12 protein-coding genes and 1 pseudogene are annotated in these 26,138 nt (G+C 67.3%); 6 read left to right on the plus strand and 7 right to left on the minus strand.

The genetic code is table 11. The annotated features are described in order from the left end of the window. The first annotated feature begins 236 nt into the window (after nucleotides 1-236). The 4 genes from QZ814_RS14090 (at nucleotide 237) to QZ814_RS14105 (ending at nucleotide 10,265) form a co-directional block, all read left to right on the plus strand. On the plus strand, nucleotides 237-3,281 hold the full coding sequence (locus QZ814_RS14090) for a TonB-dependent receptor (RefSeq protein ID WP_294333341.1): 3,045 nt from the start codon (nucleotides 237-239) through the stop codon (nucleotides 3,279-3,281). A 227-nt stretch (nucleotides 3,282-3,508) separates the two neighbouring features. Further along, nucleotides 3,509-5,077, plus strand: a complete 1,569-nt coding sequence (locus tag QZ814_RS14095; protein ID WP_294333342.1) for an aldehyde dehydrogenase (NADP(+)) — start codon at nucleotides 3,509-3,511, stop codon at nucleotides 5,075-5,077. A 469-nt stretch (nucleotides 5,078-5,546) separates the two neighbouring features. Next, entirely contained in the window at nucleotides 5,547-8,612 is a 3,066-nt protein-coding gene (locus tag QZ814_RS14100; protein ID WP_294333344.1) for a TonB-dependent receptor, read from the plus strand. A 126-nt stretch (nucleotides 8,613-8,738) separates the two neighbouring features. Beyond that, nucleotides 8,739-10,265: a tryptophan halogenase family protein gene (locus tag QZ814_RS14105; RefSeq protein WP_294333346.1), complete on the plus strand. Its 1,527-nt coding sequence runs from the start codon at nucleotides 8,739-8,741 to the stop codon at nucleotides 10,263-10,265. Nucleotides 10,266-10,278: 13 nt separating this feature from the next. On the opposite strand, the gene QZ814_RS14110 is transcribed toward QZ814_RS14105, so the two are convergent. Then, the gene (locus tag QZ814_RS14110) at nucleotides 10,279-11,283 is read right to left on the minus strand and encodes a LacI family DNA-binding transcriptional regulator (RefSeq protein ID WP_294333348.1); all 1,005 of its coding nucleotides are present in this window, start codon (nucleotides 11,281-11,283) and stop codon (nucleotides 10,279-10,281) included. Nucleotides 11,284-11,440: 157 nt separating this feature from the next. Here QZ814_RS14110 and QZ814_RS14115 point away from each other — a divergent pair, with 157 nt between their 5' ends. Both QZ814_RS14115 and QZ814_RS14120 read left to right on the plus strand, forming a co-directional pair. Then, complete coding sequence (locus QZ814_RS14115) at nucleotides 11,441-13,729, plus strand: glycoside hydrolase family 3 N-terminal domain-containing protein (RefSeq protein WP_294333351.1); 2,289 nt, start codon at nucleotides 11,441-11,443, stop codon at nucleotides 13,727-13,729. A gap of 54 nt (nucleotides 13,730-13,783) precedes the next feature. Further along, a complete protein-coding gene (locus tag QZ814_RS14120) occupies nucleotides 13,784-15,331 on the plus strand; it encodes a hypothetical protein (protein ID WP_294333353.1) in 1,548 nt (515 codons plus the stop codon). Nucleotides 15,332-15,456: 125 nt separating this feature from the next. Here the strand turns inward: QZ814_RS14120 and QZ814_RS14125 are convergent, their stop codons facing one another. The 6 genes and pseudogenes from QZ814_RS14125 to QZ814_RS14150 all read right to left on the minus strand — a co-directional run bounded on the left by QZ814_RS14125 (nucleotide 15,457) and on the right by QZ814_RS14150 (nucleotide 26,111). Further along, nucleotides 15,457-18,579, minus strand: a complete 3,123-nt coding sequence (locus tag QZ814_RS14125; protein ID WP_294333356.1) for a TonB-dependent receptor — start codon at nucleotides 18,577-18,579, stop codon at nucleotides 15,457-15,459. Between the two features lie 378 nt (nucleotides 18,580-18,957). After that, on the minus strand, nucleotides 18,958-20,040 hold the full coding sequence (locus QZ814_RS14130; protein ID WP_294333359.1) for an arabinan endo-1,5-alpha-L-arabinosidase: 1,083 nt from the start codon (nucleotides 20,038-20,040) through the stop codon (nucleotides 18,958-18,960). Nucleotides 20,041-20,096: 56 nt separating this feature from the next. Beyond that, complete coding sequence (locus QZ814_RS14135) at nucleotides 20,097-22,949, minus strand: TonB-dependent receptor (protein ID WP_294333361.1); 2,853 nt, start codon at nucleotides 22,947-22,949, stop codon at nucleotides 20,097-20,099. Nucleotides 22,950-23,249: 300 nt separating this feature from the next. After that, nucleotides 23,250-24,251, minus strand: a pseudogene (locus QZ814_RS14140) (glycoside hydrolase family 43 protein); the annotation flags it as partial. 173 nt (nucleotides 24,252-24,424) lie between these two features. Further along, nucleotides 24,425-25,042, minus strand: coding sequence for a response regulator (locus tag QZ814_RS14145; protein WP_294333363.1), 618 nt, complete (start codon nucleotides 25,040-25,042; stop codon nucleotides 24,425-24,427). Next, on the minus strand, nucleotides 25,035-26,111 hold the full coding sequence (locus tag QZ814_RS14150) for an ATP-binding protein (protein WP_294333364.1): 1,077 nt from the start codon (nucleotides 26,109-26,111) through the stop codon (nucleotides 25,035-25,037). The genes QZ814_RS14145 and QZ814_RS14150 overlap by 8 nt, the downstream gene beginning before the upstream one ends. Nucleotides 26,112-26,138 lie beyond the last annotated feature (27 nt).

Raw genomic sequence — 26,138 nt, forward strand, 5'->3', positions numbered from 1 at the left:
CGTGGTGCTTGGTCTTAACAAAATGTAAATTAATTGTTCCGCAGATGAAATGTAGCGTGTTCTTGTTGGAAAAAGCAGGAAAATTTCATCTTGCAATTATACGCGGCGGCGCCTGGCATTTAGAATGTTGTTAACTTCGTTAATGCTAACCGCGTGCCGATCGCAGCACCCATCGGGGCGTGTGGGCGGCCAACGAGCCGTGATGCTGCGTAAAAGGGAAGGGCACGATGACTTCGATGAATTCTGCAATTTTCGCGGTGCGGTACGGCATTTCGACCGCCGCCTTGCTGACGGCCTTTGCTGCGCCGGCATTCGCGCAGGAAGCGGCACCGGCGCAGGCGACCACCGCAGCCGCTGCCGATTCGGCCGCGACGCCGGAAGCGCCCGCCGCGCAGGCGCAGCAGGCGGCCCCCGCCGCCGCCGACAACGGCCAGGGCGCGACCATCGTCGTCACCGGCACGCTGTTCCGCGATTCGAACGCGAGCTCGATCTCGCCGGTGACGGTGCTGAGCGCGGAAACGCTGCAGCGCGCCAATATCACCACCGTGCAGGAAGCGATCCGCTCGGTATCGGCCGACAGCGCCGGCTCGATCTCCACCGGCTTCCGCAACGGCTTCTCGGCCGGCGGCGCCGCCGTGTCGCTGCGCGGCCTGGGCGTGTCGTCCACCGTGGTGCTGATCGACGGCCTGCGTTCGGCCAACTTCCCGCTGAACGATGACGGCCACAACGCCTATGTCGACCTCAACTCGATCCCGTTCAGCACCATCGAGCGCGTCGAAGTGCTGAAGGACGGCGCCTCGTCCACCTATGGTGCGGACGCGATCGGCGGCGTGGTCAACATGATCAGCAAGAAGAACGTCCAGGGCATCGAGGGCTCGGTCCAGGGCGGCACCACCGAGAAGGGCGATGGCTCGCACTATCGCGCGACGCTGACCGCCGGCACCGGCGACTATCGCGAGCAGGGCTGGAATTTCTACGTCAACGGTGAATACACCTATGACGGCTACATCACCAACCACTCGCGCGGCTATCCGTTCAACACGCTCGACCTGACGCCGAGCGGCCTGACCGACCGCAACCGCAACGACGATTCCCTCACCACCGCGAACCCGCAGGCGGTCGTCACCCGCGTACGCCAGACCGATCTGAACAATCCGCTCGCCGGCCAGGTCGGCTCGCCGCTGACCAACCAGTATCAGCTGCTCAACCCCAATGCGTGCCCCTATGGTACCTTCACGCTGACCAGCGGCGCGGCGCAGGGCACCGGCTGCAAGCACAACCTGCCCGACGAATACAGCATCATCCAGCCGAAGCAGCAGCGCTACTCGACCACCGCCCGCCTCACCGCGCGTCTGGCCGACAACCTCGAAGCCTTCGCCTCGGCCAGCTATTCGCACTCCGAAGTCACCATCACCGGCGCGCCCTCGGGCATCCGCCAGACCCAGCCGTTCGGCGGCTCGGCCGCGCTCGCCTCGAGCAGCCCGGGCATCGTGCTGCCCTTCTATGTCTGCTCGGCGGGCGTGAACTGCGCCACCGCCGCGGACAGGAAGCTGAACCCGAACAACCCCTATGCCGTCGCCGGTGCCGATCCGACGCAGAATGCGGCGCGCATCTACTATCTGTTCGGCGACATTCCCGCCGGCAGCTTCCGCTATGTCGACGTGTTCCGGACGACGGCGGGCATCTCGGGGAGCTTCGGCAACGGGTTCAAGTTCCGCCTGAACGGCGTGTATGCGCGCGACAATTTTAGCGTCACGCAGCATGGCTACATCAACATCAACGGCCTGCTGAACGCGATCAACACGGGCGCGTACAACTTCGTCAATCCGGATCAGAACACCGCGGCCGTGCGCAACCAGATTTCGCCCGACGTGACCACCCCGTCCTATTCGACGGTGGCGACGATCGGCGGCTCGCTGCTCAAGTCGGTGATGCAGCTGGGTGGCGGCGAGCTCAATGTCGGCGGCGGCTTCCAGATCCGTCGCGAGACGCTGATGAACCGCAACCAGAATGCGAACCTCGCCTTCTATGGTCTCAACACCTCGTCGGCGCAGGGCCACCAGACGGTGACCGCCGGCTTCTTCGAAATCGACGCGCCGTTCACCCGCACGCTGGATCTGAACGTCTCGGGCCGCTACGACCATTACTCGCAGGGCTACAGCCACTTCTCGCCGAAGGTGGGCGTGAAGTTCAACCCGAGCGAGCAGGTCGCCTTCCGCGCCACCTACTCGCAGGGCTTCCGCGCGCCGACGTTTGCGGAATATAATGCGGCGAGCAGCTATGCGGGCTTCTCGTCCTACACGCCGCTGTCCAGCTTCGTCGCGGCGCATCCGGGCAATCCGGCCTATACCAGCACCTACAACATCGGCAGCGGCGCCAAGGGCAACCCGGACATCCTGCCGGAAGTCTCGCAGAGCTTCACCTTCGGCACGATCCTGAAGCCGACCCGCTGGTTCAACATGACGGTCGACTATTACAACATCAAGAAGTCGAACCTCATCATCAGCGGCCCGCTCCGCGCCGACGCGATCAAGGCCTATTACGGCAAGACCAACGCGACGGATGCGTGCGCGGCGCTGGCTGCCGTGGGCCCCGGCTACAAGTGCGAGGTCGTCGACGCGCCCGATCCCGTCAACCCGAACGCACTGCCGCGCCTGCTGGTGTTCGACGTGCCCTATGTGAACGCCAACTATCAGGTCAGCTCGGGCATCGACATGCAGGCGAGCGCGCGAATCCGCATCGCCAACAATGTCCGCCTGATCAGCCGCGTCGACGTCACCCGCGTCCTGCGTCTCGATCTCGTCACGCCGGCGGGCGTGGTGCAGAAATATGCCGGTACGCTGGGGCCGTACGAGCTTTCCTCGGGTGGCGGCACGCCGCGTATCCGTGGCAACTGGCAGAACTCGCTGGAGATCGGCAACTACACGTTCACTGCGACGACCTATTATGTCGGCCGCATCAAGCAGGTTGCAGCCGACGAGATCTCGCCGGACGCCAAGGGCAATATCGATCTGTCGTGCGCCAACTCGATGGTGCCGCTGCCGGCGGGCGTCGACAAGACCACTCAGTGCTGGATCCGCCCGTTCATCTATGCGGACCTGAACGCGGCGGTGAAGGTGAACGACAAGTTCCGCTTCTTCCTCAACGTGCAGAACTTCACCAATGCGCGCGCGCCGCTGGCCGCGGCGGCGTACACCAGCAACCCCAACTACCTCAGCAGCTGGCACTATGCCGGTCTCGTGGGGCGCAGCTTCAGCGCCGGCGCGAACTTCAGCTTCTGAGCCAGCCCACTTCGAACCGCGCACCGGGACGGCATCACCGCCGCCCCGGTGCGTTTTCGTTTTCGGGGCAGGGGCGCGCGCGCTTCCGAAGCTTACTCCGACAATTGACGCCTGGGCCACTCCGTGGTTGAAGCGCACCGGCGCAGCGCCTAAGTCGCGCGGGCGGCCATGGTACCGCTAACGCCGCATTTCAGGATCATCCTCGTCGAACGGAGAGAGAGCTCAACATGGCGCTGACCGGAGAATTGTTCATCGCATCGAAGCGCGTCGCGCGCGACGCCGGCTTCCGCGCGGTCGCCGCCGCTACCGGCAGCGAGATCGAGCCCAGCTTCAGCGTCGCGACGCTGGAAGACGTCGACGCCGCCTGCGCCGCCGCCGAGGCTGCGTTCCTACCCTATTCGAGCCTGTCGCGCGAGGCGCGTGCCACGTTCCTCGAAGCGATCGCCGAGGAAATCGAGGCGCTGGGCGACGAACTGATCGAGCGGGCGATGCAGGAAAGCGGCCTGCCCCAGGCCCGTCTGCAGGGCGAGCGCGGCCGCACCGCCGGTCAGCTGCGCCTGTTCGCCAAGGAACTGCGCCTGGGCGATTATCTGCGCGTCCGCATCGACCATGCGATCCCCGATCGCGCGCCGCTGCCCAAGCCGGACCTGCGCCTGCGCATGGTGCCGCTGGGTCCGGTCGCGGTGTTCGGCGCGTCCAACTTCCCGCTCGCCTTCTCGACCGCGGGCGGCGACACCGCCTCGGCGCTCGCCGCCGGCTGCCCGGTGGTGGTGAAGGGCCATCCGGCGCACCCCGGCACCGCCGAACTGGTCGCCAGCGCGATCACCCGCGCGGCGCAGAAGACCGGCATGCCGGAAGGCGTGTTCTCGATGGTCGCCGGCACGTCGAACGAACTGGGCGAGGCGCTGGTGCGGGATCCGCGCATCACCGCGGTGGGCTTCACCGGCTCGCGCGGCGGTGGCCTGGCGCTGGTTCGCATCGCGCAGAGCCGCCCGGTGCCGATCCCCGTCTATGCCGAGATGAGCAGCATCAACCCCGTGTTCCTGCTGCCGGCGGCGCTGGAAGCCCGCGCCGAGGCGCTGGGCAAGGGCTATGTCGCCTCGGTGACGATGGGCGCCGGCCAGTTCTGCACCAACCCCGGCCTCGTGCTGGCGCTGGAAGGCCCGGCGCTCGAGCGCTTCCTGGCCGCCGCCAGCGAAGCCATGCTCGGCGCGCCGGCGCAGGTGATGCTCACCCCGAACATCCACAAGGCCTATGAGAGCGGCGTCGCCAAGCTCGCGGGCGTCGCGACCGTCCAGCAGATCGCCCAGGGCGTCGAAGCGCAGGGCCCGACCTGCGGTCGCGCCGCGCTGTTCACGATGCAGGGTTCGGACTTCATCGCCGATCCGAGCCATGCCGAGGAAATCTTCGGCGCCACCTCGCTGCTGGTGCGCTGCGCCAGCGTCGAGGAGCTCAAGAAGGTCGTCGCGCTGCTCGAAGGCCAGCTGACCACCACGCTGCACATGGACGAGGGCGACGTCGCGATCGCGCAGGAACTGCTGCCGTCACTCGAGCGGCTCGCTGGCCGCATCCTCGCCAATGGCTGGCCGACCGGCGTCGAAGTGACCGACGCGATGGTGCATGGCGGCCCGTTCCCGTCGACTTCGGATGGCCGCACCACCTCGGTCGGCACGCTGGCGATCGATCGCTATCTGCGGCCGGTGTCGTACCAGGACCTGCCCGAAGCGCTGCTCCCGGCGGACCTGCGCGACGGTGCGGGCGTGCCCGCGCGCGTCGACGGCAAGCCTGTGGTGTGAGGTCATTGCCTCCGCCGTAGCGGGGGGACGTCCGACAGAAGGCGCGTCGACCTCTGGTCGGCGCGCCTTCGCGCTTTCAGGGGGCTTCGGGCTTGCGGAGCATACGGGCGCTGCGCTGCGGCGGGGCAGGCCGGTTGCGGGCGGCGTCGCCATTGCATCGCATTCCGGATCTTCTCCCGCGTCTCTTTTCGGGCAGACGGGCTGTTGCGGCCCATCCCGCTTCCGGTCTCGCCGCTGAGACAGGAGGTGCGGCGCATCGGCAACACTTGCCGGGGAACCGTGCATTCGGCCCTCCAGAGGCTATTGTAACCGGTTACTCGGGTCTGTAAACGGTTACGAAATGTAAACGAGCTTCGTGACCGGCCGCGGCAAGGGGCCGATGCACCCGGCGCAAGCAGTGAAAGGGGAGAGGATGGCGAAGAACGCTACGCGTGCGTGCTTGGCAGGCATATCCACATTGGCGGTAAGCATGGCGCTGGCGGTTTCCGCTCCGGCGCTGGCGCAGACGTCGAATTCGACGCTGCGCGGGCGGGCGCCGGCAGGGGCAACCGTGATCGCGACCGAGGTGAACACCGGCGCCGTGCGACGCACGACTGTCAACGCTGACGGCACCTATGTCATCGTCGGCCTTCCGGCAGGCAGCTATCACGTTACCGCGGGCGAGACGCTGAGCGCCGATGTCGCGGTGGCCGTCGCTTCGGTTTCGGTGGTCGATCTCGAACCGGCCACGGCCGAGGGCGACAAGAACACCATCCTCGTCACCGGCCGGCACCCGACGGTGGAAGTGCGCTCGTCGCAGGTCAACCAGATCGTGACGCTGCACGACATCGCCTCGCTGCCGCAGTCGACGCGCAACTTCCTCGAGTTCGCCGACACCGTGCCCGGCATGCAGTTCACCCGCGACCAGAAGGGCAACACCTCGATCCGCGGCGGCGCGCAGCTCGATTCCGCTGCCAACATCTATATCGATGGTGTCAGCTGGAAGGACTATGTCGGCAGCGGCGGCGGCACCGGCGGCAGCGGCTCGGGCTTCACCGGCAGCGGCGGCGCCAGCGGCGAGGGCGATCCGGGCAACCCGTTCCCGCAGCTCGCGATCGGCGAGTACAAGGTCGTCACCTCGAACTACAGCGCCGAATATGGCGATGCGTCGAGCGCGATCATCATCGCCCAGACCAAGTCGGGCACCAACAAGTTCCACGGCGAGATCTTCGGCAACTATACCGACCAGAATCTGCGCGCCTCGCTGCCGAGCGAGACCGACAAGGCACGCCAGTCGAGCAAGGAATATGGCGCGGCGCTGGGCGGGCCGATCATCAAGGACGTCGCCCACTTCTTCTTCACCTGGGAGCACAAGAGCCTCGCCATCTCGAACACCGTGTTCCCGAACGGTGCGGTGCCGGCCCAGGCGATCGCGTTGCTGCCGGCGAACGTGGCGAACCAGTTCGGCGCGGTGACCAACCCGTTCAAGGAAAACCTCTACTTCGGCAAGATCGACATCGAGCCGACCGCGAACGACCGGATCGAGTTCACCGGCAATTTGCGGCTAGAGACCAACATCACCGGCGCCAGCGGGCAGAATGCCGCATCGACGGCGGTGCCCTACAAGAACGACGTCAAGCGCGGCGACGTGCGCTGGCAGCACAGCACCGATCACTGGGTCAACGAGTTCCGGGTGTCCTATCAGGACTCCAACTCGGCCGCGCTGCCCACCAAGGCCGCGCCGCAGTTCCAATATTCCTGGTTCCCCAACCCGCCGACCGCGTTCAACAGCGAGCAGAACAGCGCCTCGATCATCAATGTCGGTGGCCCGGGCTCGGGCGTCGGCATCGTCAACCGGCAGCGCGGCTGGACCTTCGCCGACAACCTGACCTTCTCGAACGTCAATTTCGGCGGCAACCACACGTTCAAGATCGGCGCCACCTATGGCGCGATCAAGCTGAAGACGCAGAACGCCAGCACCGACCTGACCAACGCGACCTATTATTACGCGGTCAGCTCGGACGGGGTCGGCGCGACGCCGTGGCAGGTCCAGTTCGCCAATGTCGTGCCCGGCTATTCGCCGAACGTGACGACGACGGACAAGCAGTACAGCGTCTACCTCCAGGACAATTGGGAGGTGAACGACAAGCTCACCTTCGATCTCGGCATCCGCTGGGATCATGAGGAGGTGCCGGCCTATCTCAACTATGTCACCCCCGCACCGGTGGTGGCGGCGCTCAACGGGCCGTTCTGCGGCGCGGGCGCGACCAGCTGCGCGACGAGCAAGACCTATGCCCAGGTGCTGGCGACGAGCGTGACCGGCGCACCCGGCATCAACATCAACGACTATATCGGCACCGGCAGCAACCGGAAGGCGCCGCACAATTTCTCGCCGCGGATCGGCTTCACCTACGACTTCCACGGCGACGGTTCGTTCGTGCTGTTCGGCGGCTATGCCCGCACCTACAATCGCAACCTGTTCAGCACGCTGGCGCTGGAAACGACCAAGATTGCGCTCAACAACAATCCGCAGGTCTTCTTCCCGTCGGCCCAGACGCTCGACACCTTCGGCGGCGGGCAGTGCAAGACGCAGGCCGACGTCAACCCGGTCAACCACTGCTATGCCTGGAACCCGGCCTATCTGACGCCCTCGGGCCTCGCGACGCTGCAGACCAGCCCGACCTCGCACGAGGTCGATCTGATCAACAACAACATCAAGACGCCCTATGCCGACCAGTTCAGCCTGGGCATCCGCAACCGCATCGGCGACTGGAACACCCAGGCGACGCTGGCCTATATCGCGAGCTACGACGGCATCTACGGCCATTGGGGCGGTCGCTATGCCGATGGCTCCTTCTACCAGAATGGCAGCCAGTGGGGCGCGCAGGGCGTGCCCGGCATCGGCTCGCTGATCCTGTGGGACAACGGCTTCAAGGACCGCAACTTCCAGGTCTCGCTGGCCGCGCAGAAGCCCTACACCAAGGCCTCGGGCTGGAGCGCCACCGTGTCGTACACCTATTCGGCGGCGGCGCAGAACAACTCCTATGCCTATGGCTCGGCCGGCAACATGTACCTGTTCGACTATCCGACGATCAGCGGCTATCCGACGCTGCGCTCGACGGCGGTGCCCCGGCACCGGCTGGTGATGACGGGCACCTACGACCTGCCCTGGGGCATCCAGTTCGGCGGCAAGGTGTCGCTGGCGACGTCGCAGTCGGTCAGCCAGATCTATGGCTGCAACACCGGCATCCCGGGCTGCAACCCGTACAATGCGATCGGCGGCGGCACCGCCGGCATCGCGATCCTCAAGCCGAACGATTTCCTCGGCTACAAGGACATCGACGTCCAGTTCACCAAGAACTTCGCGCTGCCGTACGGCGCGACCGTCTATGGCCGTGTCGACATCCTCAACCTGTTCAACTGGAAGAACTACGATCCGGCCGCGATCGTGACGACCAGCACCAACGGGCTGCCGACCTCGGCCGCGTTCGACACCAAGGGCGCGATCGTGGGGACACCGTTCATGGTGAAATTCTCGGCCGGGTTGCGGTTCTGACCCAGCCCGGACGAGGCGGGCGCTCCGATCCCTGCGGAGCGCCCGCTCCCTTTTGGCGCACGGCGACGGGCCGGTGGTGCCCCGAGATGCCGCGCGCTAGGATCGCGCGAATGGTTCGAGGATAGGATGCAGCAGCAGCAACCCCAGGCGCCGATCCGCAGCATCGCGGTGATCGGCGGCGGATCGGCCGGCTGGATGACGGCGGCGGCGATCTCCAAGTCGTTTGGGCGCTCGATCCGCGTCACCCTCGTCGAATCCGAGGAGATCGGGCTGATCGGGGTGGGCGAGGCGACGGTGCCGCACCTCTCCGCGTTCAACCGCCTGCTCGAGATCAACGAGGCGGAGTTCATCCGCCAGACCCAGGGCAGCTTCAAGCTGGGCATCCAGTTCAACGACTGGGGCAAGATCGGCGACAGCTATGTCCATGGCTTCGGCACGATCGGCCGCGATCTGGGGCTGCTCCCGTTCCACCAATATTGGCTGAAGGCGCGCGCGGCGGGCAAGGCGAAGGACATCAGCGCCTATTCGCTGAACACGCTGGCGGCGCCGCTCGGCAAGTTCATGGTGCCGCCCAGCGACGCGCCGGCCAACACGCCGCTTGCCGAAATCGCCTATGCCTATCATTTCGATGCGGTCCGCTACGCCGCCTTTCTGCGCCGCCGCGCCGAGGCGCAGGGCGTCACGCGGATCGAGGGCAAGGTGATCGCGGTCAACCGCAACGGCGAGACCGGCTTCGTCGACAGCGTCACGCTGGAGCATGGCGACACGATCGCCGCCGACCTGTTCATCGATTGCACCGGCTTTCGCGCGCTGCTGATCGGTGACACGCTGGGCGTCGGCTTCGAGGACTGGACGCACTGGCTGCCTTGCGACCGCGCGCTGGCGGTGCCCTGCGCGAAAATGGGGCCGCCGACGCCCTATACCCGCTCCACCGCGCGGCCTGCGGGCTGGCAGTGGCGCATCCCGCTCCAGCACCGCACCGGCAACGGCTATGTCTATGCGAGCAACGCGATCAGCGACGACGAGGCGGCGGCGTTCCTGCTCGCCAACCTCGACGGCGAAGCGCTCGGCGATCCGCGGCTGGTCCGCTTCACCACCGGCAAGCGGCACCGGCTGTGGGACAAGAACGTCATCGCGATCGGCCTCGCCGGCGGCTTCATCGAGCCGCTGGAGTCGACCGCGATCTATCTGATCCAGGCCGGGATCAACCGGCTGATGGCGCTGTTCCCGGATCGGCACTGCGAGCCTGCGCTGCGCGATACCTATAACGCGCAGAGCCAGTTCGAATATGAGCGGATCCGCGACTTCATCATCCTGCACTATTGCGCCACCACGCGCGACGACAGCGACTTCTGGAACCATGTGCGGACCATGGCGATCCCGGAGGCGCTCGCCGCCAATATCGCGCTGTTCCGCGCCAACGGGCAGTTCTTCCGCAACGGCACCGAGATGTTCGGGCTGACCAGCTGGGTGCAGGTGATGCTGGGGCAGGGGATCACGCCGCAGGGCTATCACCCCGCGGTCGACTGGGTGCGGACCGAGGACATGCTCGGGCTGGTCGGCCATGTCGAGCAGGTGATCGCGGCGAATGTCGGCCTGATGCCGCGCCACGAGGACTTCATCGCCCGGCATTGTGCGGCGCCCGCCCTGTAAGGGCAGGCATCGCTCACCCCGCGGGCCGGCTGGTGCCGCGTTCGACCAGGTGCGTTTCGCACAACGTGACCGCCGGGGCGGCCTTCGGTGCCGCGGGATCGAGCAGCGCGACCAGCGTGTCGATCGCCCCGGCGCCCATTGCCGCAATGTCGACGCGAACGGTGGTGAGGTCGACGAAGCGCGCCACCGGCACGTCGTCGAAGCCGGTAACGGCGATCTGCCCCGGCACCGCCACGCCAGCCTCGCGCAACACCTGCAGGGCGCCGAGCGCCATCATGTCGTTGCCCGCCACGATCGCGTCGATCGGCAGTCCCTCGGCGAGCAGCGTGCGCATCGCTTCCATGCCGCTTTCCTCGCGGAAATCGCCGTGGATCCTCCGTTGCGGAAGGTCCGGCGCCAGTTCGGACATCGCCGTGCGATAGGCCTGCGCACGCTCCTGCGCGTCGACATTGGCCTCGGGGCCCGCGAGGTGGACGATCGCGCGCCGCCCGCCCGCCAGCAGATGCGCGACGACCGCGCGGATGCCGCCCGCATTGTCGACCTGGAGCGCCGAATGCTCGCCCGCCTCGGGGCTGTTGAGCAGGACGGCCGGCAGCGACGGCGGCAGCACGGCCTCGCGCTCCTCGGCGTCGAGCTGCGGCGCCATCACCACCAGCCCGTCGACCCGCCCGCGCATCGCCGCCATCGCCTGGCGGGCGAGTACCGGATCGGCATGCATGCTCGACAGCAGCAGCACATAGCCGCGCGCCTGCGCCGCGCCTTCCATGCCGCGGATCAACTCGCTGAAGAACTCGCCATAGATGCCCGGCAGCACCACCCCCAGCGCATGGTTCCGTGCGGTGCTCAGGCTGCGTGCGCCGGCATGCGGGGAATAGTGCAGCGCGCGCATCGCGGCGACCACCTTCTCGCGCGTCTCCGGCGTCACGTTTTCATGGGCGTTGAGCACGCGCGACACCGAGGCGACCGACAGGCCGGCAACCCGTGCGACATCCCGTATCGTGGCCGAGGATCGGCTCAAGCGCTTTCCTTCCGTACAGATCGTTTCGCCTCCTTCTACGCAGCCCCGGCGAGGATTGCCAACCGATCGCCTCGCCGATAAGTAACCGGTTACAATGAGGCTGCAGCGTTCCGTGCGATCGACGCCGGGCGCGCAAGAGCCGGCCTCGGGGAGAGAGATGCAGACACCGAAGTCGACCGTTTCACGGCGCGGGGTAGTGGCCGCGATGGGGCTGGCCAGCCTTTGGGCCGCGAGCCCCGTGCGCGCGGCGCTCGATGCGGCGAGCGCGGGCCTGGGCGAGCGCCACCGCGCGCGGATCGACGGGCTGCTCGCGCGGATGACGCTGGAGGAAAAGGCCGGGCAGCTGACGCTGCGCGCCTCGGCGTGGGGCGGCGATCGCGCCGCGGGGCTCAACCCGCCTTCGGCCGGCAATTTCGACCAGCAGATCGAAGACGCCGTGGCCGGGCGTCTCACCGGCATCTTCAACGGCAACGGCGCGGAGATGGCGCGGCGGATGCAGCGCGCAGTGATGGCGCGTTCGCGCCTCAAGATCCCGCTGCTGTTCGCCGCCGACGTGATTCACGGCCATCGCACGATCTTCCCGACGCCGGTGGGCGAGGTCTCGAGCTTCGAGCCCGAGCTGGCGGCGCGCACCGCGCGGGTCGCCGCCTATGAGGCCGCGGGCGCGGGAATCGACTGGACCTTCGCGCCGATGGTCGACATCGCGCGCGACCAGCGCTGGGGCCGGGCGATGGAGGGGGCGGGCGAAGACGTGCTGCTCGGCCGGCTGTTCGCGGCGGCGCGGGTGCGCGGCTTCCAGGGCAAGGATCTTGCCGACGACGATGCGATGATGGCCTGCGCCAAGCATTTCGCGGCCTATGGCGCGGCCGAGGCGGGGCTCGACTACAATACCGCCGACGTCTCCGAGCGGACCCTGCGCGAGGTGTATTTTCCGCCCTTCCAGGCGGCGTTCGACGCGGGCTGCGGCAGCACCATGGCCTCGTTCAACGAGATTGCCGGCACGCCCTCCACCGCCAACCACTGGCTGCTGACCGACGTGCTGCGCGACGAGTGGAAGTTCGGCGGCGTGGTCGTCTCCGACTATACCGGCGACGCGGAGCTCATCGTCCACGGGGTCGCCGCCGACGGCCGCGATGCCGCGCGGCTGGCGCTGCTTGCCGGTGTCGACATGAGCATGGAGAGCAATCTCTACCTGCTGCACCTGCCCGAGCTGGTGCGCGCGGGCACGGTGCCCCAGGCGGTGGTCGACCGCTCGGTACGGCGTGTGCTGGCGATGAAGGCGATGCTGGGGCTGTTCGACGATCCCTTCCGCCGCATCGATCCGGCGCGCGAGAAGGTGCGGTCGCGCCGTCCGGAATCGCTCGCCCTGGCACGCGAGGCAGGGCGCAAGTCGATCGTGCTGCTCAAGAACGAGGGCGACCTGCTGCCGCTGGCCAAAAGCGCGCACGTCGCGCTGATCGGCCCCTTCGCCAGCGGCCAGCACGATCTGATCGGCGGCTGGTGCGTCTATGGCGACGACGCGCTGGCGGTGGCGCTCGACACCGGGTTCAAGGCGGCGGGCGGCACCGTCACGGTGACCGAGGGCTGCGGGATCGACGCCGCCCTGCCCGGCGGGATCGAGGCCGCGGTGGCGGCGGCGCGCGCGGCCGATGTCGTCGTGCTGGCGATCGGCGAGAGCCAGAACTGGTCGGGCGAGGCGCAGTCGCGCACCGAGATCACCGTGCCGGCCGCGCAGCAGGCGCTGGCCGAGGCGGTCGCGGCGACCGGCAAGCCGATCGTCGTGGTGCTGAAGAACGGCCGCGCCCTGGCGCTGACCGGCGCGGTGCGCGACGCCGCCGCGATCCTCGTCACCTGGCAGCTCGGGTCGGAAAGCGGCCATGCCATCGCCGATATCGTCTACGGCGCCCATGGCCCCTCCGGCCGACTGCCGGTGAGCTTCCCGATCGCGAGCGGACAGGAACCCTATCATTACGACCACAAGCCGACGGGGCGCGCACAGGCTCCGGGCCCGCTCGAATCGTTCAAGACCCATTATCGCGACGTGCCGAACCAGGCGCTGTATGCCTTCGGCCACGGCCTCACCTATGGCCGCATCGCCTATGGCGAGCTGCAGCTGCCGGCGACGATGGCGTGGGACGGCGCGATCGAGATCCGCGCCACCGTCACCAACCAGGGCCCCCGCGCCGCGGAGGAGGTGGTGCAGCTCTATGTCCGCGATCCCGTGGCGAGCGTCACCCGGCCGGTCCGCCAGCTCAAGGCGTTCGCCAAGGTGGCGCTGGCACCCGGCGAGCGGCGCACGGTGGCGTTCACCCTGCGCCGCGCCGACCTGGCGTTCGTCGACCTCGCCAACCGCTGGACCGCCGAGCCGGGCCAGTTCGACGTCTGGATCGCGCCCTCGGCGCAGGCCGACGGGGTGCAGGGCAGGTTCGAGCTGCTGGCGGGCTAGACGGTATCACCGGTCGCAAGGCGCGAAGACGCCGGCCGAACAGGAGAGGAAAGCATGAAGACCTGGTCTGCGGTTCGCCGCGCATGGCTGCTGGCGCTTGTCGCCGGTGCCGCGATCCCCGCCGCCGCGCAGCCCGCGGCACCCGAGCAGGTCACGGTGCGCCTGGACGGTGCCACCACGCCTTTCCCGCATTTCTGGGAGACGATGTTCGGCTCCGGCCGTGCGGCGCTGGCGATGCGCGCGCAATATCGCGACGATCTGCGCGCGATGAAGCAGGCGACCGACCTGCGCTATGTCCGCTTCCACGCGATCCTGCACGACGAGAACGGCGTCTATGACGAAGATGCCCAAGGCCGGCCGATCTACAATTTCAGCTATGTCGACCAGATCTATGACGGCCTGCTCGCCGAAGGCGTGCGGCCGGTGGTCGAGATCGGCTTCATGCCGAAGAAGCTTGCCGCCTGGCAGGCGGGCCACCCCTTCTGGTACCGCCCGATCGTCGCGCCACCCAAGGATTATGGCCGTTGGGATGCGCTGATCACCGCGCTCGGCCGCCATCTGGTCGAGCGCTACGGCATCGCCGAAGTGGCGCGCTGGTATTTCGAGGTGTGGAACGAACCCAATATCGACTTCTGGGCCGGCGAACCGAAACAGGCGACCTATTTCACCCTCTACGAACATACCGCACGGGCGCTGAAGGCGGTGGATCCGCGGCTGCGGGTTGGCGGGCCGGCGACGTCCTCGGCGCACTGGGTGCCCGAGTTTCTCGCGCACATGCACCGCGTCCAGGCGCCGGTCGATTTCGTCTCCACCCATGGCTATGCCGACGACACCGTCGAGGATCTGTTCGGCACCAAGGAAGCGATCCCGATGGAGCAGCGGCTGTGCCGCGCGGTGCAGAAGGTGCGCGGCGAGATCGATGCCTCGCCGTCGCCGAAGCTGCCGCTGCTGTGGACCGAGTGGAACGTGCCCTCCTATGGCGAGCGCGATGCCCGCGACACCAGCTATCTGGGCGCCGCGCTCGCCGACGACATCGCCCAGTGCGACGGGCTGGCGGAGGCGCTGTCCTTCTGGACGTTCAGCGCGGTGTTCGAGGAGAATGGCCCGGACACCTCGCCCTTCCACGGCCAGTTCGGCCTGATCGGGCCGGGCGGGATCCGCAAGCCCGGCTTCACCGCCTTTTCGCTGCTCCACCGGCTCGGCGACCGGCGGCTGGCGGCGCAGGGCCGCCAGGTGCTGGCGACGCGGCGGGCGGACGGCACCTTGGTGATCGCGCTGTGGAACCTGGTGCCCCCCGATCAGGTGGGCAAGCCGCGACGGGTAACGCTGACCCTGCCCGGGGCACGCCCCGGCATGCGCGCGCAGTGGACGATCATCGACTCGGTTCAGGGCAACAGCCTGGCCGCCTATCGCGCGGCCGGCAGCCCGCGCTATCCCACCCGCGCGCAGATCGCCGCGTTCAATCGTGCCGCCGCGGTCCCGCCGGCGACGGCGGTTGCGCTGGATGGGCGGGGATCGTTGTCGGTGACGCTGGCGCCCAATGCCCTGGGCCTGATCGAGCTGCGGCCGCGCACGGCGGCATCCCAGCGGAAGACGTCCTAAGGGTCGGCAGCGGTCCGGCGACCAACACGGCGGCATGAAAAAAGGGGAGGTGCAGCGCACCTCCCCTTTTCGCATTCGGACGGGGTACCAGCGGCGGCCGCCGCCGGTACCCCGCACCGCCAGGTTCAGAACTTGGCGGCGATGCCCGTGTACATGTAGCGACCGCGGACGTCGTAGACGCCGCTGCCGCCACCGATGCCGGTCGCATCGAGCGGCGGGTGCTTGTCCGCCACATTGTCCATGCCGGCATAGATGTTGAACCGCGACGTCACGTCATAGCCGACGCGGATGTCGTGATAGGCGACCACCGGATAATAGCGGTAGTTCGCATAATACGGATCCGACGGCGGGTTGCCGTTCAGCGGGTTGTAGCTGGTGAAGTCGCCGACATACTGGCGGCCGATCCAGCGCAGGCGATAGCCCAGGGTCAGCTGGTGCGTCGTCAGGTTCGCCTCCAGCCGGAAGCGGTCGATCGGGGTACCCAGGTTGCCGCGATAGCGGGTGGTGTAGCTGGGGTTGTTCGGATCGACGAAGTCATCGCGCTGGATGACGTGCGAGTAGTTCACCTTGAAGTCGGCCCGGCCGATATTGCCGATCTGGTGCTGATAGCCCAGCTCGACGTCCACGCCGCGAGCGCGCAGCAGGCCGAAATTGGCCGACGAGGCGAGCAGCGAGCCTTCGAGGATCTGATACGGTGCCTCGCCGCTGGCGGCGCCGCTGGCACCCGCACGCTGGAACAGCGAGCAATAGGCGGCATTGCCCGAGGCGAGATCGTAGCAGAAGTTGGCGATCGTCTGCGCGTCGATCGACGAAATCGCCTGACGCACCTTGATGTTGTAATAGTCGACGGTCAGCGAGAGACCCGGCACCCAGTGCGGCTGGAAGGCAGCACCGAAGGTGTAGGAATCGGACTTTTCCGCGGTCAGGTTCGGGTTGCCGCCGCTCTTGATCTCGAGCGACTGCGAGTAGTTGAAGTTGTACCCGGCCGGGATGCCTGCTGCCGCGCAGTTCTTGGCGCGGGTCGCGGGGTTCGGACCGCCCTTGATGTTGTCCAACGCGCAGGGATCGTAGAAGCCCGGTGCGAAGTTCTGGCCGGCCGGGGTGTAGAGTTCACCCAGGTTCGGCGCACGCACCGCGCGCGCATAGTTCACGCGGAAGCGCAGGTCGCGGATCGGCGCCCACTCGCCGCCGAAGTTGTACGACCAGACCGTGCCGGTCTTGGTGTTGTAGTCCGACACGCGACCGGCTGCCGAGAGGGTCAGGTCGCGCAGCAGCGGCAGATCCTTCACCAGCGGCACGCGGATTTCGCCAAAGGCTTCCTTCACGTTCAGCGCCGGCGCGATGAACGTCGGGATGGCGTTGTAGAAGGTGTAGCCCTGTTCGACCAGTGGGTCCTGCTTGTAGTAGTTGGTCTCACGCCGATATTCGCCGCCGATCGAGAAGGCGATCGGGCCGCCGGGCAGCGAGAACAGGTTGTGCAGATCGCCCGACACGAAGCCGTTGACGTCGAACTGGGTGATCTTGCCGACCGAGGTCGTGTCCTGCAGCAGATAGGCGCGCTGCGCGTTGGTGAACTGGCCGCCCAGCACGTTGATGGGCGTGCAGGCCGCGACGTCGCGCGCGAGCACGGCGTCGTTGTCGACATAGCCGATCGCCGCGCTCGGATCGATCTGCGAACGGCAGACGATCTGACCGGCCGAGTTGCGGGCGGCATCGTTCGCCAGCAGGAAGCGCTGAACGTTCAGGTTGCCCAGGATGCGGGTCTTTTCCTGGAACTCGCCATAGTTCGCCGACAGTTCGTAGCGGAACGTGTCGTTGAAGCCGCCGCGGACGCCGGCCACCGCGCGATAGGTGTCGCGGAACGACTGCTCAGCGCGATAGCCCAGGCCGGTCATCACTTCGCGCACCGCAAAGCGAGTCGCATTGGTGATCGACGCGGGATCGCGGCCGCCGGCCACGAGCTGCGCGGTGATCAGGCTGCGCGCCTGCGAGCTGAGATACGGATTGTCGAGGCGGATCGTCTCACGGGTATCGCCCAGCGTGCTGCCCGAGATGAAGGCAGGGCCGCTCGAGCCCGAACCATAGACGGTGGTGTGCGACCAGGTCGCTTCGACGAACGGCTCGAAGGCGTCGCTGACGGTGAAATGACCGATCAGGTTCAGGTTGACGCGGTCGAGGCGCGGCTGAAGCTGGAACTGGTTGTCCTCGCGGAAGGTGTTGCCGTTGCCGCCCAGGAAGCTGCCCGTCGGGCCGAAGCCGACACGCTGGCCGGTCAGCGGCACCAGATTGCCGTCGGTCGTGAAGGTATAGGGGCAGTTATACAGGACACCGTTCGGGCCGGTGCCGCAGTTGAGCGCCGAGGTGCCGCCGAACCGCACCACACCGGTGTTGGTGTAGCCGGCCGAACGGATGTCGCGGTAGAGCACGCGCTCCGGGTTGGTCGCGGAACCGCTGCCGGTCGGGACGACCTGGATGAAGCCCGGTGCGTCCGCCACATATTTGCGGCCGCTGCCGAAATACTGGTCCTGGTGCGCGAACTCGGCGTTGACGGCGATGTTGCCGCGGCCTTCCGCGAAATTCTTGCCGGCGAGCACGCTGATGAACTGCGAAGCCGCGTCGCCATAGGTGCTGACGCCCGACTGGGCACGCGCCTGGAGGCCGTCGAAATGGTCCTTCAGCACGAAGTTGACCACGCCCGCGATCGCGTCCGAACCGTACACCGCGGAGCTACCGCCGGTGATCAGGTCCACGCGCTCGATCAGGTCGGTCGGGATCGTGTTGGTATCGACCGAGACGCCCGAGTTGAGAATGTCGCTGGCGACGTGCCGGCGGCCGTTGACGAGCACCAGCGTGCGCGACGTGCCGAGCTGGCGCAGATCGAGCAGGTTGAGGCCGGCGGTGCCGAGGAAGCGCGTCGAGTTCGACTGGCTGAACGTCGAGGCGACCTGCGGCAGCTGGTTGAGCTGATCGCCGATCGAGATCTGGCCGCTCTTGAAGAATTCCTCGCCGCGCAGGGTGGTGACCGGCACGACCGAGGTCAGGTTCGGGCTGGCGATGCGCGAGCCGGTGACGATGATGTCCTGGCCCTGATTCTGACCCTGGCCCTGTGACGGGGCCTGGTCCTGCGCGCTTTGCTGGGCGGTGCTGTCCTGGGCGTAGGCGGGGGCGCTGGCGACCAGGCCGGCGCTTGCCAGGATCAGCGCAGACAGCGCCGATCCGCCGCGAAGGCTCCTCTGGATGTTCGTCATGTAAGTTCCTCGGTTATATCCGGCTTTTGTGTCTGCCGGAAAAGTCTCCCCCTCCGCTCGGCGTGCTCCGGACACGCCTTCGCGGAGATGGGGCCGAACCAACACGCCCACCCATTTGCTGTAAAGCTTTCATTCAGACGCGCCGCACCATCGTGGCAAATCGTCTCCTTTTTGCAACAGCTTTGACATCAAACTTCGCAGCGCGGCACGCCACTGCAATAATGTAACAACTGTCTTAAAACGGCTGACGTTGGTCGGCCGCGACGATGCGGACGCAGGCGGCGACGGCCCGACGCTCCGGTGCGGAGCGGTTCACGCCAAGCCTAGTCCGGCCGGCAACCCGAGGCAGGGTCGTGCTGCGCCCGGCCGCCCGGAGACTCAGTTCGCGATCGGCCAGCCGTCCGTCGTCCAGCTCAGCTTCTGGATCTGCAGCGTCGGCGCGCCGTTCTGCTGTCGGTCATAGGCGTGGTAGACGATATAGTCGCCGTCGCTCTGCTGGAGGATCGAGGCGCCGCCGCGGCCGACAAAGCGGCTGCCGTCGCCCTGGCCGTTGCCAAGCACGGCCGTACCGCCGCCCTGCAGCATCGCCCGCCCGTCGCGATCGACATAGGGGCCGTCCGGCGCCGAGGCGCGGCCGACGACCGTGTTGTAGGTGCTCGCGGCGCCCTGGCAGCAGGAATCGAACGATACGAACAGATAATAATAGCTGCCGTGGCGGATGATGTAGGGCGCCTCGACCGCGTCGGGCGCCGGCCGCTGGGCGAGGGCTCGCGGCGCGGGGTCGCCGGCCAGCCGCAGCCCGGTCGCGGGATCGATGCGGATCAGCTTGATGCCGGACCAGAAGCTGCCGAACACCAGCCAGGAGCGGCCGTCCGCATCCGAGAAAGCCATCGGGTCGATCGCATTGAAATCGTCACTGGTTTGCGACTGGATCACCGGGCCCTGATCGACCCAGTTGGCAGCCGGGGTCGCGGGATCGATCTTGGTCGCGGTCGCCAGGCCGATGGCCGACTGGTTCTTCCCGAAGGTCGAAACCGAATAATAGAGCCGATACTGGCTGCCGACCTTGGAGATGTCCGGCGCCCACATGCCGGTGGCACCCGGCACGGCCGTCTTGGCCCAGGCGGGTAGCGCAAGGTAGCTGCCGCCGCGCAACGTCCAGGCGCGCATGTCGGGCGAGGTGCGCAGCGCGAGCAGCCCTTCGGGATCGCCGGCATTGCCGGTGGTGAACAGGTAATAGCTGTCGCCGTCCTTCAGGATCGACGGATCGTGCACCGGGCTGACCGCGCCGCTGAGCGCGATCGTCGGCATCGGGCTGGCCGTCGGACTCGGCGCGGGCGTCGGGGTCGGGCTGGGCGTCGGTGTCGGGGTGGAGACCACGACCGAGGCGGGCGGCGGGCTGTCGTTGCCGCCACAGGCGGAGGCGAGCAGCAGCAACGCGAGCGGCGAGATGCGCTTCACGGGCAATTCCTTCCAGATGCGAAGCGGGCGGACCGTTGGGCCCGCCCGCGAAGAGATCAGTTGAAGCTGTAGCGGGCTCCGATCGCGAAGGTCCGCGGGATCAGCACCGTGCCGAGGTTGAAGCGGTCCTGATCGCCGACATTGCCGAACTTGTAATATTCCTGCTGCTTGGTGCGGGTGAGGTTCACCGCATCGAAGGTCAGGCCCAGCCGGTTGGTGATCTTGGCGGTCAGCTGGAGGTCGAGGCTCGCTTCCGCCCGGCGCCACACGCCCAGCGGATTGGCGAACAGCCGCGCCTCGTTCCGCACCTGCCAGGCGTTGCGATAGACATAGGAAAGTCGCGCGCCGATCGGGCCGTGATCATAGGCGAGCGTGGCGTTGTAGGAGAAGTCGGAGACGCCGAAGAAGCTCGATTGCTGCTCGCCGATCTTCTTGCCGCCATTGTCGTAGATCGGCACGTTCTGGCTCGAGTCCAGCACCGTCAGGCTGCCCTGGAAGCCGAGGCCGTCGAGGAACGAGGGCAGATAGGTCGGGAAATAGGTGAGCCCCACCTCCAGGCCCTTGAGCACGCCGTTCGAGGCATTGGCCGGGCGGCTGATCACGAAGTTGTTGGTGGCGCCCGCGACGATGCCGTTGTTGGGGATATATTCCAGCTGGCTCACCGGCACGACCAGCCCCTGGATGTCGCGGCGGAAGCCGGTGACGGTGATCGCGCTGTTGCGGCCGAAATACCATTCGAGCGCGGCGTCATAGTTTTTCGACGTGGTCGGCTGGAGGCCCGCCGTGCCGGCCGAGCCGCTGCCATAGCCGACATTGGTGAGGTCGCCGGTCAGCGAATAGTTGGGGTTGATGTCGCCGAAATTGGGGCGGCGCAGCGTCTGGCCGTAGTTGAAGCGGGCGCGCAGGTTCGGCAGGATCTCGTAGCGCGCGGTGAAGCTCGGCAGGAAGCGGTCCGACCCCGGCGAGGCCCGCGAGATCGCGCCGTTGTTGAACCGGTCGACGAACACCGCGTCGGTATCCACCGCGACATAGCGCACGCCGGCCTGCAGGTTGAGCGCGCGGCCGAAGATGGTCAGTTCGCCGTCGGCCTGGACATAGGCGGCGGTGGTCTTTTCCTCGACGTCGAACACGCGGGTCATGGTCAGCTGGTCGGAGGTCTTGAGCCCGTAGAGCTTCCGGATCTCGTCGGCATGGGCATAGTTGTAATAGCCGTTCGCCGTCACCCAGCTGGTCGGCACGTCGCCGCGGCCTTCGAAGAAGTCCGAATTGGTGAAGCTCGCCCCCGCCGGCAGGCTGGAAAGCGGCCGGCCGAGATTGGCGGCATCGGCGGTGCGCACGTCGCTCGAGGCCTTGCGGTCGTCGAAGCGGAAGCCCGCCTTGATCTGGCGGAGGAAGCCCTCGTCCCAGCCATAATGGCCGTCGAGCGTCGCGGTGAAGGCGCTGCCCTTGTCGCGATTGGCGTTGTCGTAGAGCTGGGCGACGTTCCACACGCTCGGATCGGCCAGCGCCGCGTCATTGTCGAAATGATAGGAGGGGATGCCGCCGCCGGCGTTGAAGTCCGCAGTGATCTTGTTCGCCACCCGGTCCGTGCGCATCGCGAAGAAGGCGGTCTTGTAGGTGCTGGTCTGGTAGGCGAGGTCGGCGACGATGCCGCCGCGGCTGCCCAGATCCCACTTGCCGTTCAGGGCGTAGACGAAGCTGTCGGTCTGGCTCTTGGTATAGTCGCCGCTGTTGAAGCCATAGACGCTGTTCGCCACGCGCGACTTCACGATGTTGGTGCCGTCGTACAGCGTCGGTGCCTGCGGATTGGCCCAGAAGTCGACGAAGCTGAACTGCAGGCTGTTATAGGTCTCGCCGCGGAAGCCCGAATAGAAGACCTCGGCGGTATAGACCGCGCTGCTGTTCGGCGCCCATTGGAACGCGGCATTGGCGGAGGGGCGCTCGCGCTTGCCGTAGAGGTCGGAGCTGAACACCGCGTCGCGCGACAGCCAATAGGGCGTGGCGATGCCGTTGACCGGCAGGGTCGATCCCACCGCGGTCGGCAGGCCCGTCTGGGTGCCGACCTGCCAGTCGCCCACGCCCGGGCCGGAGAGGAACGCGCCGGTCTTGGGATCGGTCGCCGCCGGGAAGATGCGCTGGAAGCCGGTGAGACCAGTGCCGGCCGGCGGGTTGAGCGTCGCGAACGGCACGAACGCGCCCGCCGTGGTCGACATGGTGCGGAACTTGGAGCGGGTGTAGCTGCCGTTCACCAGCAGGCCGATATCGCCGATCCCGGTTTCCCAGCGATCGCTGATCAGCAGCGCGGCGTTCGGATTGATCTTGTCGGCTTCCTGGTCGTAGATCCCGCGGACCAGCGCGGAGACGGCGAAGCCCTTGAAGTCGAACGGGCGGCGCGTCACCACATCGACCTGGCCGGCAAGACCGGTCTCGATCTGGTCGGCCGCGCGGGTCTTGTAGACGTCGACGCGCTGGATGAGGTTGGCCGAGACGTCCTGCAGCGAGAAGGACTGGCCGGCTGCAGTGAAGATGTTGCGGCCGTTGAGCGTGGTCAGCGCGTCGGGCAGGCCGCGGATCTGGATGCCGGCGGCTTCGCCCTGGCCGCGATCGGTCACCTGGATGCCGGTGACGCGCTGAAGCGCCTCGACCACGTTGTTGTCGGGCAGTTTGCCGACGTCCTCGGCCACGATCGAGTCGACGATCTGGGTCGATTCGCGGCGCCGGTTGAGCGCGCCGAGAATCGAGGCGCGCACGCCGGTGACGACGATCTCGTCGGCTACCGGGTCCTGCGGCGTCCCGGCCTGCTGCTGCGCATCGCCGCCGGAAACGAGGTTGGCCTGGGCTTCCGCCTGACCGCTGATCGCGATCGACGCCACGGAAACCGAAGCCAGAAACAGCAATTTCGACACCATCTGGTATCCTCCCCACGACTGAAGGTTCAATGAGACGACGCTCTTGTGGCGCTCATTACTCGGACTTTTGCATATCAGGATGCGCGGAGGCGGCAAGCAGCGACGGTTGTGCGACGCCCATTAGTCCGGCATATTTCAGCAAGGCAGTTGCAAATTTGACACAACTGTTAGCGATACCACGAAAAATAAGGCTGAAAGGCGCCATCCGACGACCGAATCAGCTTTTATTTATCAGAGTAATATCATCGATGCAGGCCGGCGCTGGGGGCGGACCGGCGTGCCGTCGGCTTAGCCGCGCCGCAGGGGGCCGTTCGCTACCGGCGCGCCGAAGATCGGGGTGCCGTCGGCGGCATAGCGGAAATACTGCATTCGCGTATGGCGGTTGGGGTCGAACAGCGGATCGCCCTGGATCTGGTCATAATCGCGGGCGTGGTAGACCAGCACGTCGCGGCCCTGCTCGTCGACCGTGAAGCTGTTGTGGCCCGGGCCGAAAATCTTGTGCTCGACCGACGTCTTGAAGACCGGCACCGGCGACTTCGACCAGTTGGCCGCATCCATCAGGTCCGCGTCGGCGCGGCAGGTTAGCATCCCCAGGCAATAGCGCGAATCGGTCGCGCTCGCCGAATAGGTCAGGAACAGCTTGCCGTTGCGGGCGAGGACCGCCGGCGCCTCGTTCACCTTGAACCCGCGGATTTCCCAGTCGAGCGTCGGGACCGAAAGCCGCACCGGCTTCGCCGCCAGGGTCAGCGCCGAGGCGAGCGGCGCGAGGTAGAGATTCGAGTTGGTGTCGATACCCGGCTCGCGCTGCGCCCAGGCCAGGTAGCGCCGGCCCTTGTGGACGAAGCTGGTGGAATCGAGGTTGAAGCTGTCCCACGGGGTCTGCAGTTGGCCGAGCACCGACCAGCTGCCCGTCATCGGATCGCGGCCGTCGCAGACCACCGCATAGGTGCGGATGCGGAACACGTCCTCGCCGCCGCCGCTGGGCCCTGCGGCGAAATACATGGTCCAGTGGCCGTCGACGAGATGCAGCTCGGGCGCCCAGATGAAGCCCGACATCGGCCCGCTCTTCAGATGCCGCCACAGGACCTTCTCCGGCGCGGTCGACAGCCCCGCCAGCGTCTTCGAGCGGCGCAGCACTAGCCGGTCATATTCGGGCACCGAGCCGGTCATGTAATACCAGCCATCGGTGTGGCGGAACACCTGCGCATCGGCGCGCTGGCGGACGACCGGATTGACGATCGTCGGCGCGCTTTTGGCCTGAAGGAGGGAAGGCGTCGCGGCGGCGGCGGTCGCCCCGGCCATGAACAAACGTCGGGTCAGCAATGCACATCCTCCGCCATGGGCCGCCGTCCTGCTTGCGGGATCGGTCGCGCCGGATCGTTCGGGCGCGGTCGAGAGCGACCGGCTATCACGGGGAGTCTAGCCGATAACTCCGACATTTGAAAAGGGCCTCGCCGCGCGATCGGCCCCGCGCGTCACCGGCTCCGGTCGTAGAGCCGCAGCAGGTCGATCAGCGATCCGACCTCCAGCTTCTGCATCACGCGGGCGCGGCGGGTCTTGACCGTGATCTCGCTGATGTCGAGCCGGTCGGCGATCTGCTTGATGCGCAACCCCTCGACGGTCAGGCGCAGCACATCGGCCTCGCCCTCGCTCAGGCTGGCGAGGCGACGGGCGGCGTCGGCGGTGGTGCGTGCCTCGGCACGGCGGGTGGCGTTCTGACGGATCGCGGCGTTGACCGCGTCGATCAGTTGCTGGTCGTTGAACGGCTTGGGCAGGAAATCGACCGCGCCGGCCTTCATCGCCCGCACCGCCATCGCGATATCGCCATGTCCGGTGACGAACACCACCGGCAGCGTCTGTTCCTCGGCCGTCATGGTCGCGAGCAGATCGAAACCGCTGCTACCCGGCATCCGCACGTCGAGGACGATGCAGCCCGGCCGGGTGGGATCGTCCACCTGCCGGAACTCGGCGACCGAGGCATAGCCGCGCGCGGCCAGCCCGACCGAGGCGAACAGGTCGACCACCGCCTCGCGCACCGAGAACTGGTCGTCGACGATGCGGACGAGCGGGCCGTCGGCGGCTGGATCAGGCATGACCGGGCTCCGGGGTCAGCGGCAGGCGCAGCTCGAACACCGCGCCGCGCCCGCCGCGCGGGCGGCATTCCAGCGCGCCGCCATGCGCCTCGGCGATGGTCCGGCTGATCGTCAGGCCCAGGCCGACGCCGCCCTCCTTGCTGGTCCAGAAGGGCTCCCACAAATGACCCATCGCCTCGGACGACAGGCCCGCGCCGGTATCGGCGACCGACAGGGTGACGAAACCCGCCGCCTGCCCCGTCGTCAGCACGATGCGCCGCTCCGCCGCGCCGTTCTGCGCCACGCTTTCGATCGCGTTGATGAGGAGGTTGACGAGGATCTGCTGGATCTGCACCCGATCGGCCCAGACGACCAGGGCGTCGTCGGGCCCTTCGAGGTCGAGGCGGATCTGCTGCCGGTCCAGCTCGGCGCGGGCGATGGCGACGCACTCCTCGACCAGTTCGGCCATGTCGGTCCAGCCGGGCGTCGACGGCTTGCGGCTGGCCAGGCGGCGGACCCCGGTCACCACCTCGCCCGCGCGCGCGGCGTCGCGGGCGATCCGGTCGAGCGACTCGCGGGCGCGGATCAGGTCGGGCGGGCTGGCATCGAGCCAGCGGCGGCCCGCGCCCGCGCTGCTGGCGATGGCGGCCAGCGGCTGGTTCACCTCATGCGCGATCGAGGAGGCGAGCTCGCCCAGATTGCCGATCCGCGACAGCCGCCGCATATGCGCGCGCGCCTCGTGCGAGGCGGCCTCGTGCGCCAGCATCCGCTGGCCCAGATAGCCGGTGGTGACGATCGCGATCAGGCTGATCGCCAGGTTGACCATCCCTGCCTCGGTCATGCCGAACCGGGTCAGCGGGCTGCCCAGCATCGTCAGCACGACGCACAGGCCCGCCAGCGCCATGACCCGCGCCGGGGCAAAGACGCGCAACGACAACAGGATGGGAATGATATAGAGGACCGCGACCGCCAGCACCCGGTCGGTCATCACGTCGACCGTGAAGATGCCGGGGATCAGCGCGGCGACCAGCGCGCCGGTCATCCAGCGCAGGACGCGGCCATCGGGCGGGACATGATCCTTTCGGTGCATGGTCCCGCCTTATCAAGCCGCAGGGGC

The sequence above is a fragment of the uncultured Sphingomonas sp. genome (genome assembly GCF_913777625.1).
GTDB lineage: Bacteria > Pseudomonadota > Alphaproteobacteria > Sphingomonadales > Sphingomonadaceae > Sphingomonas.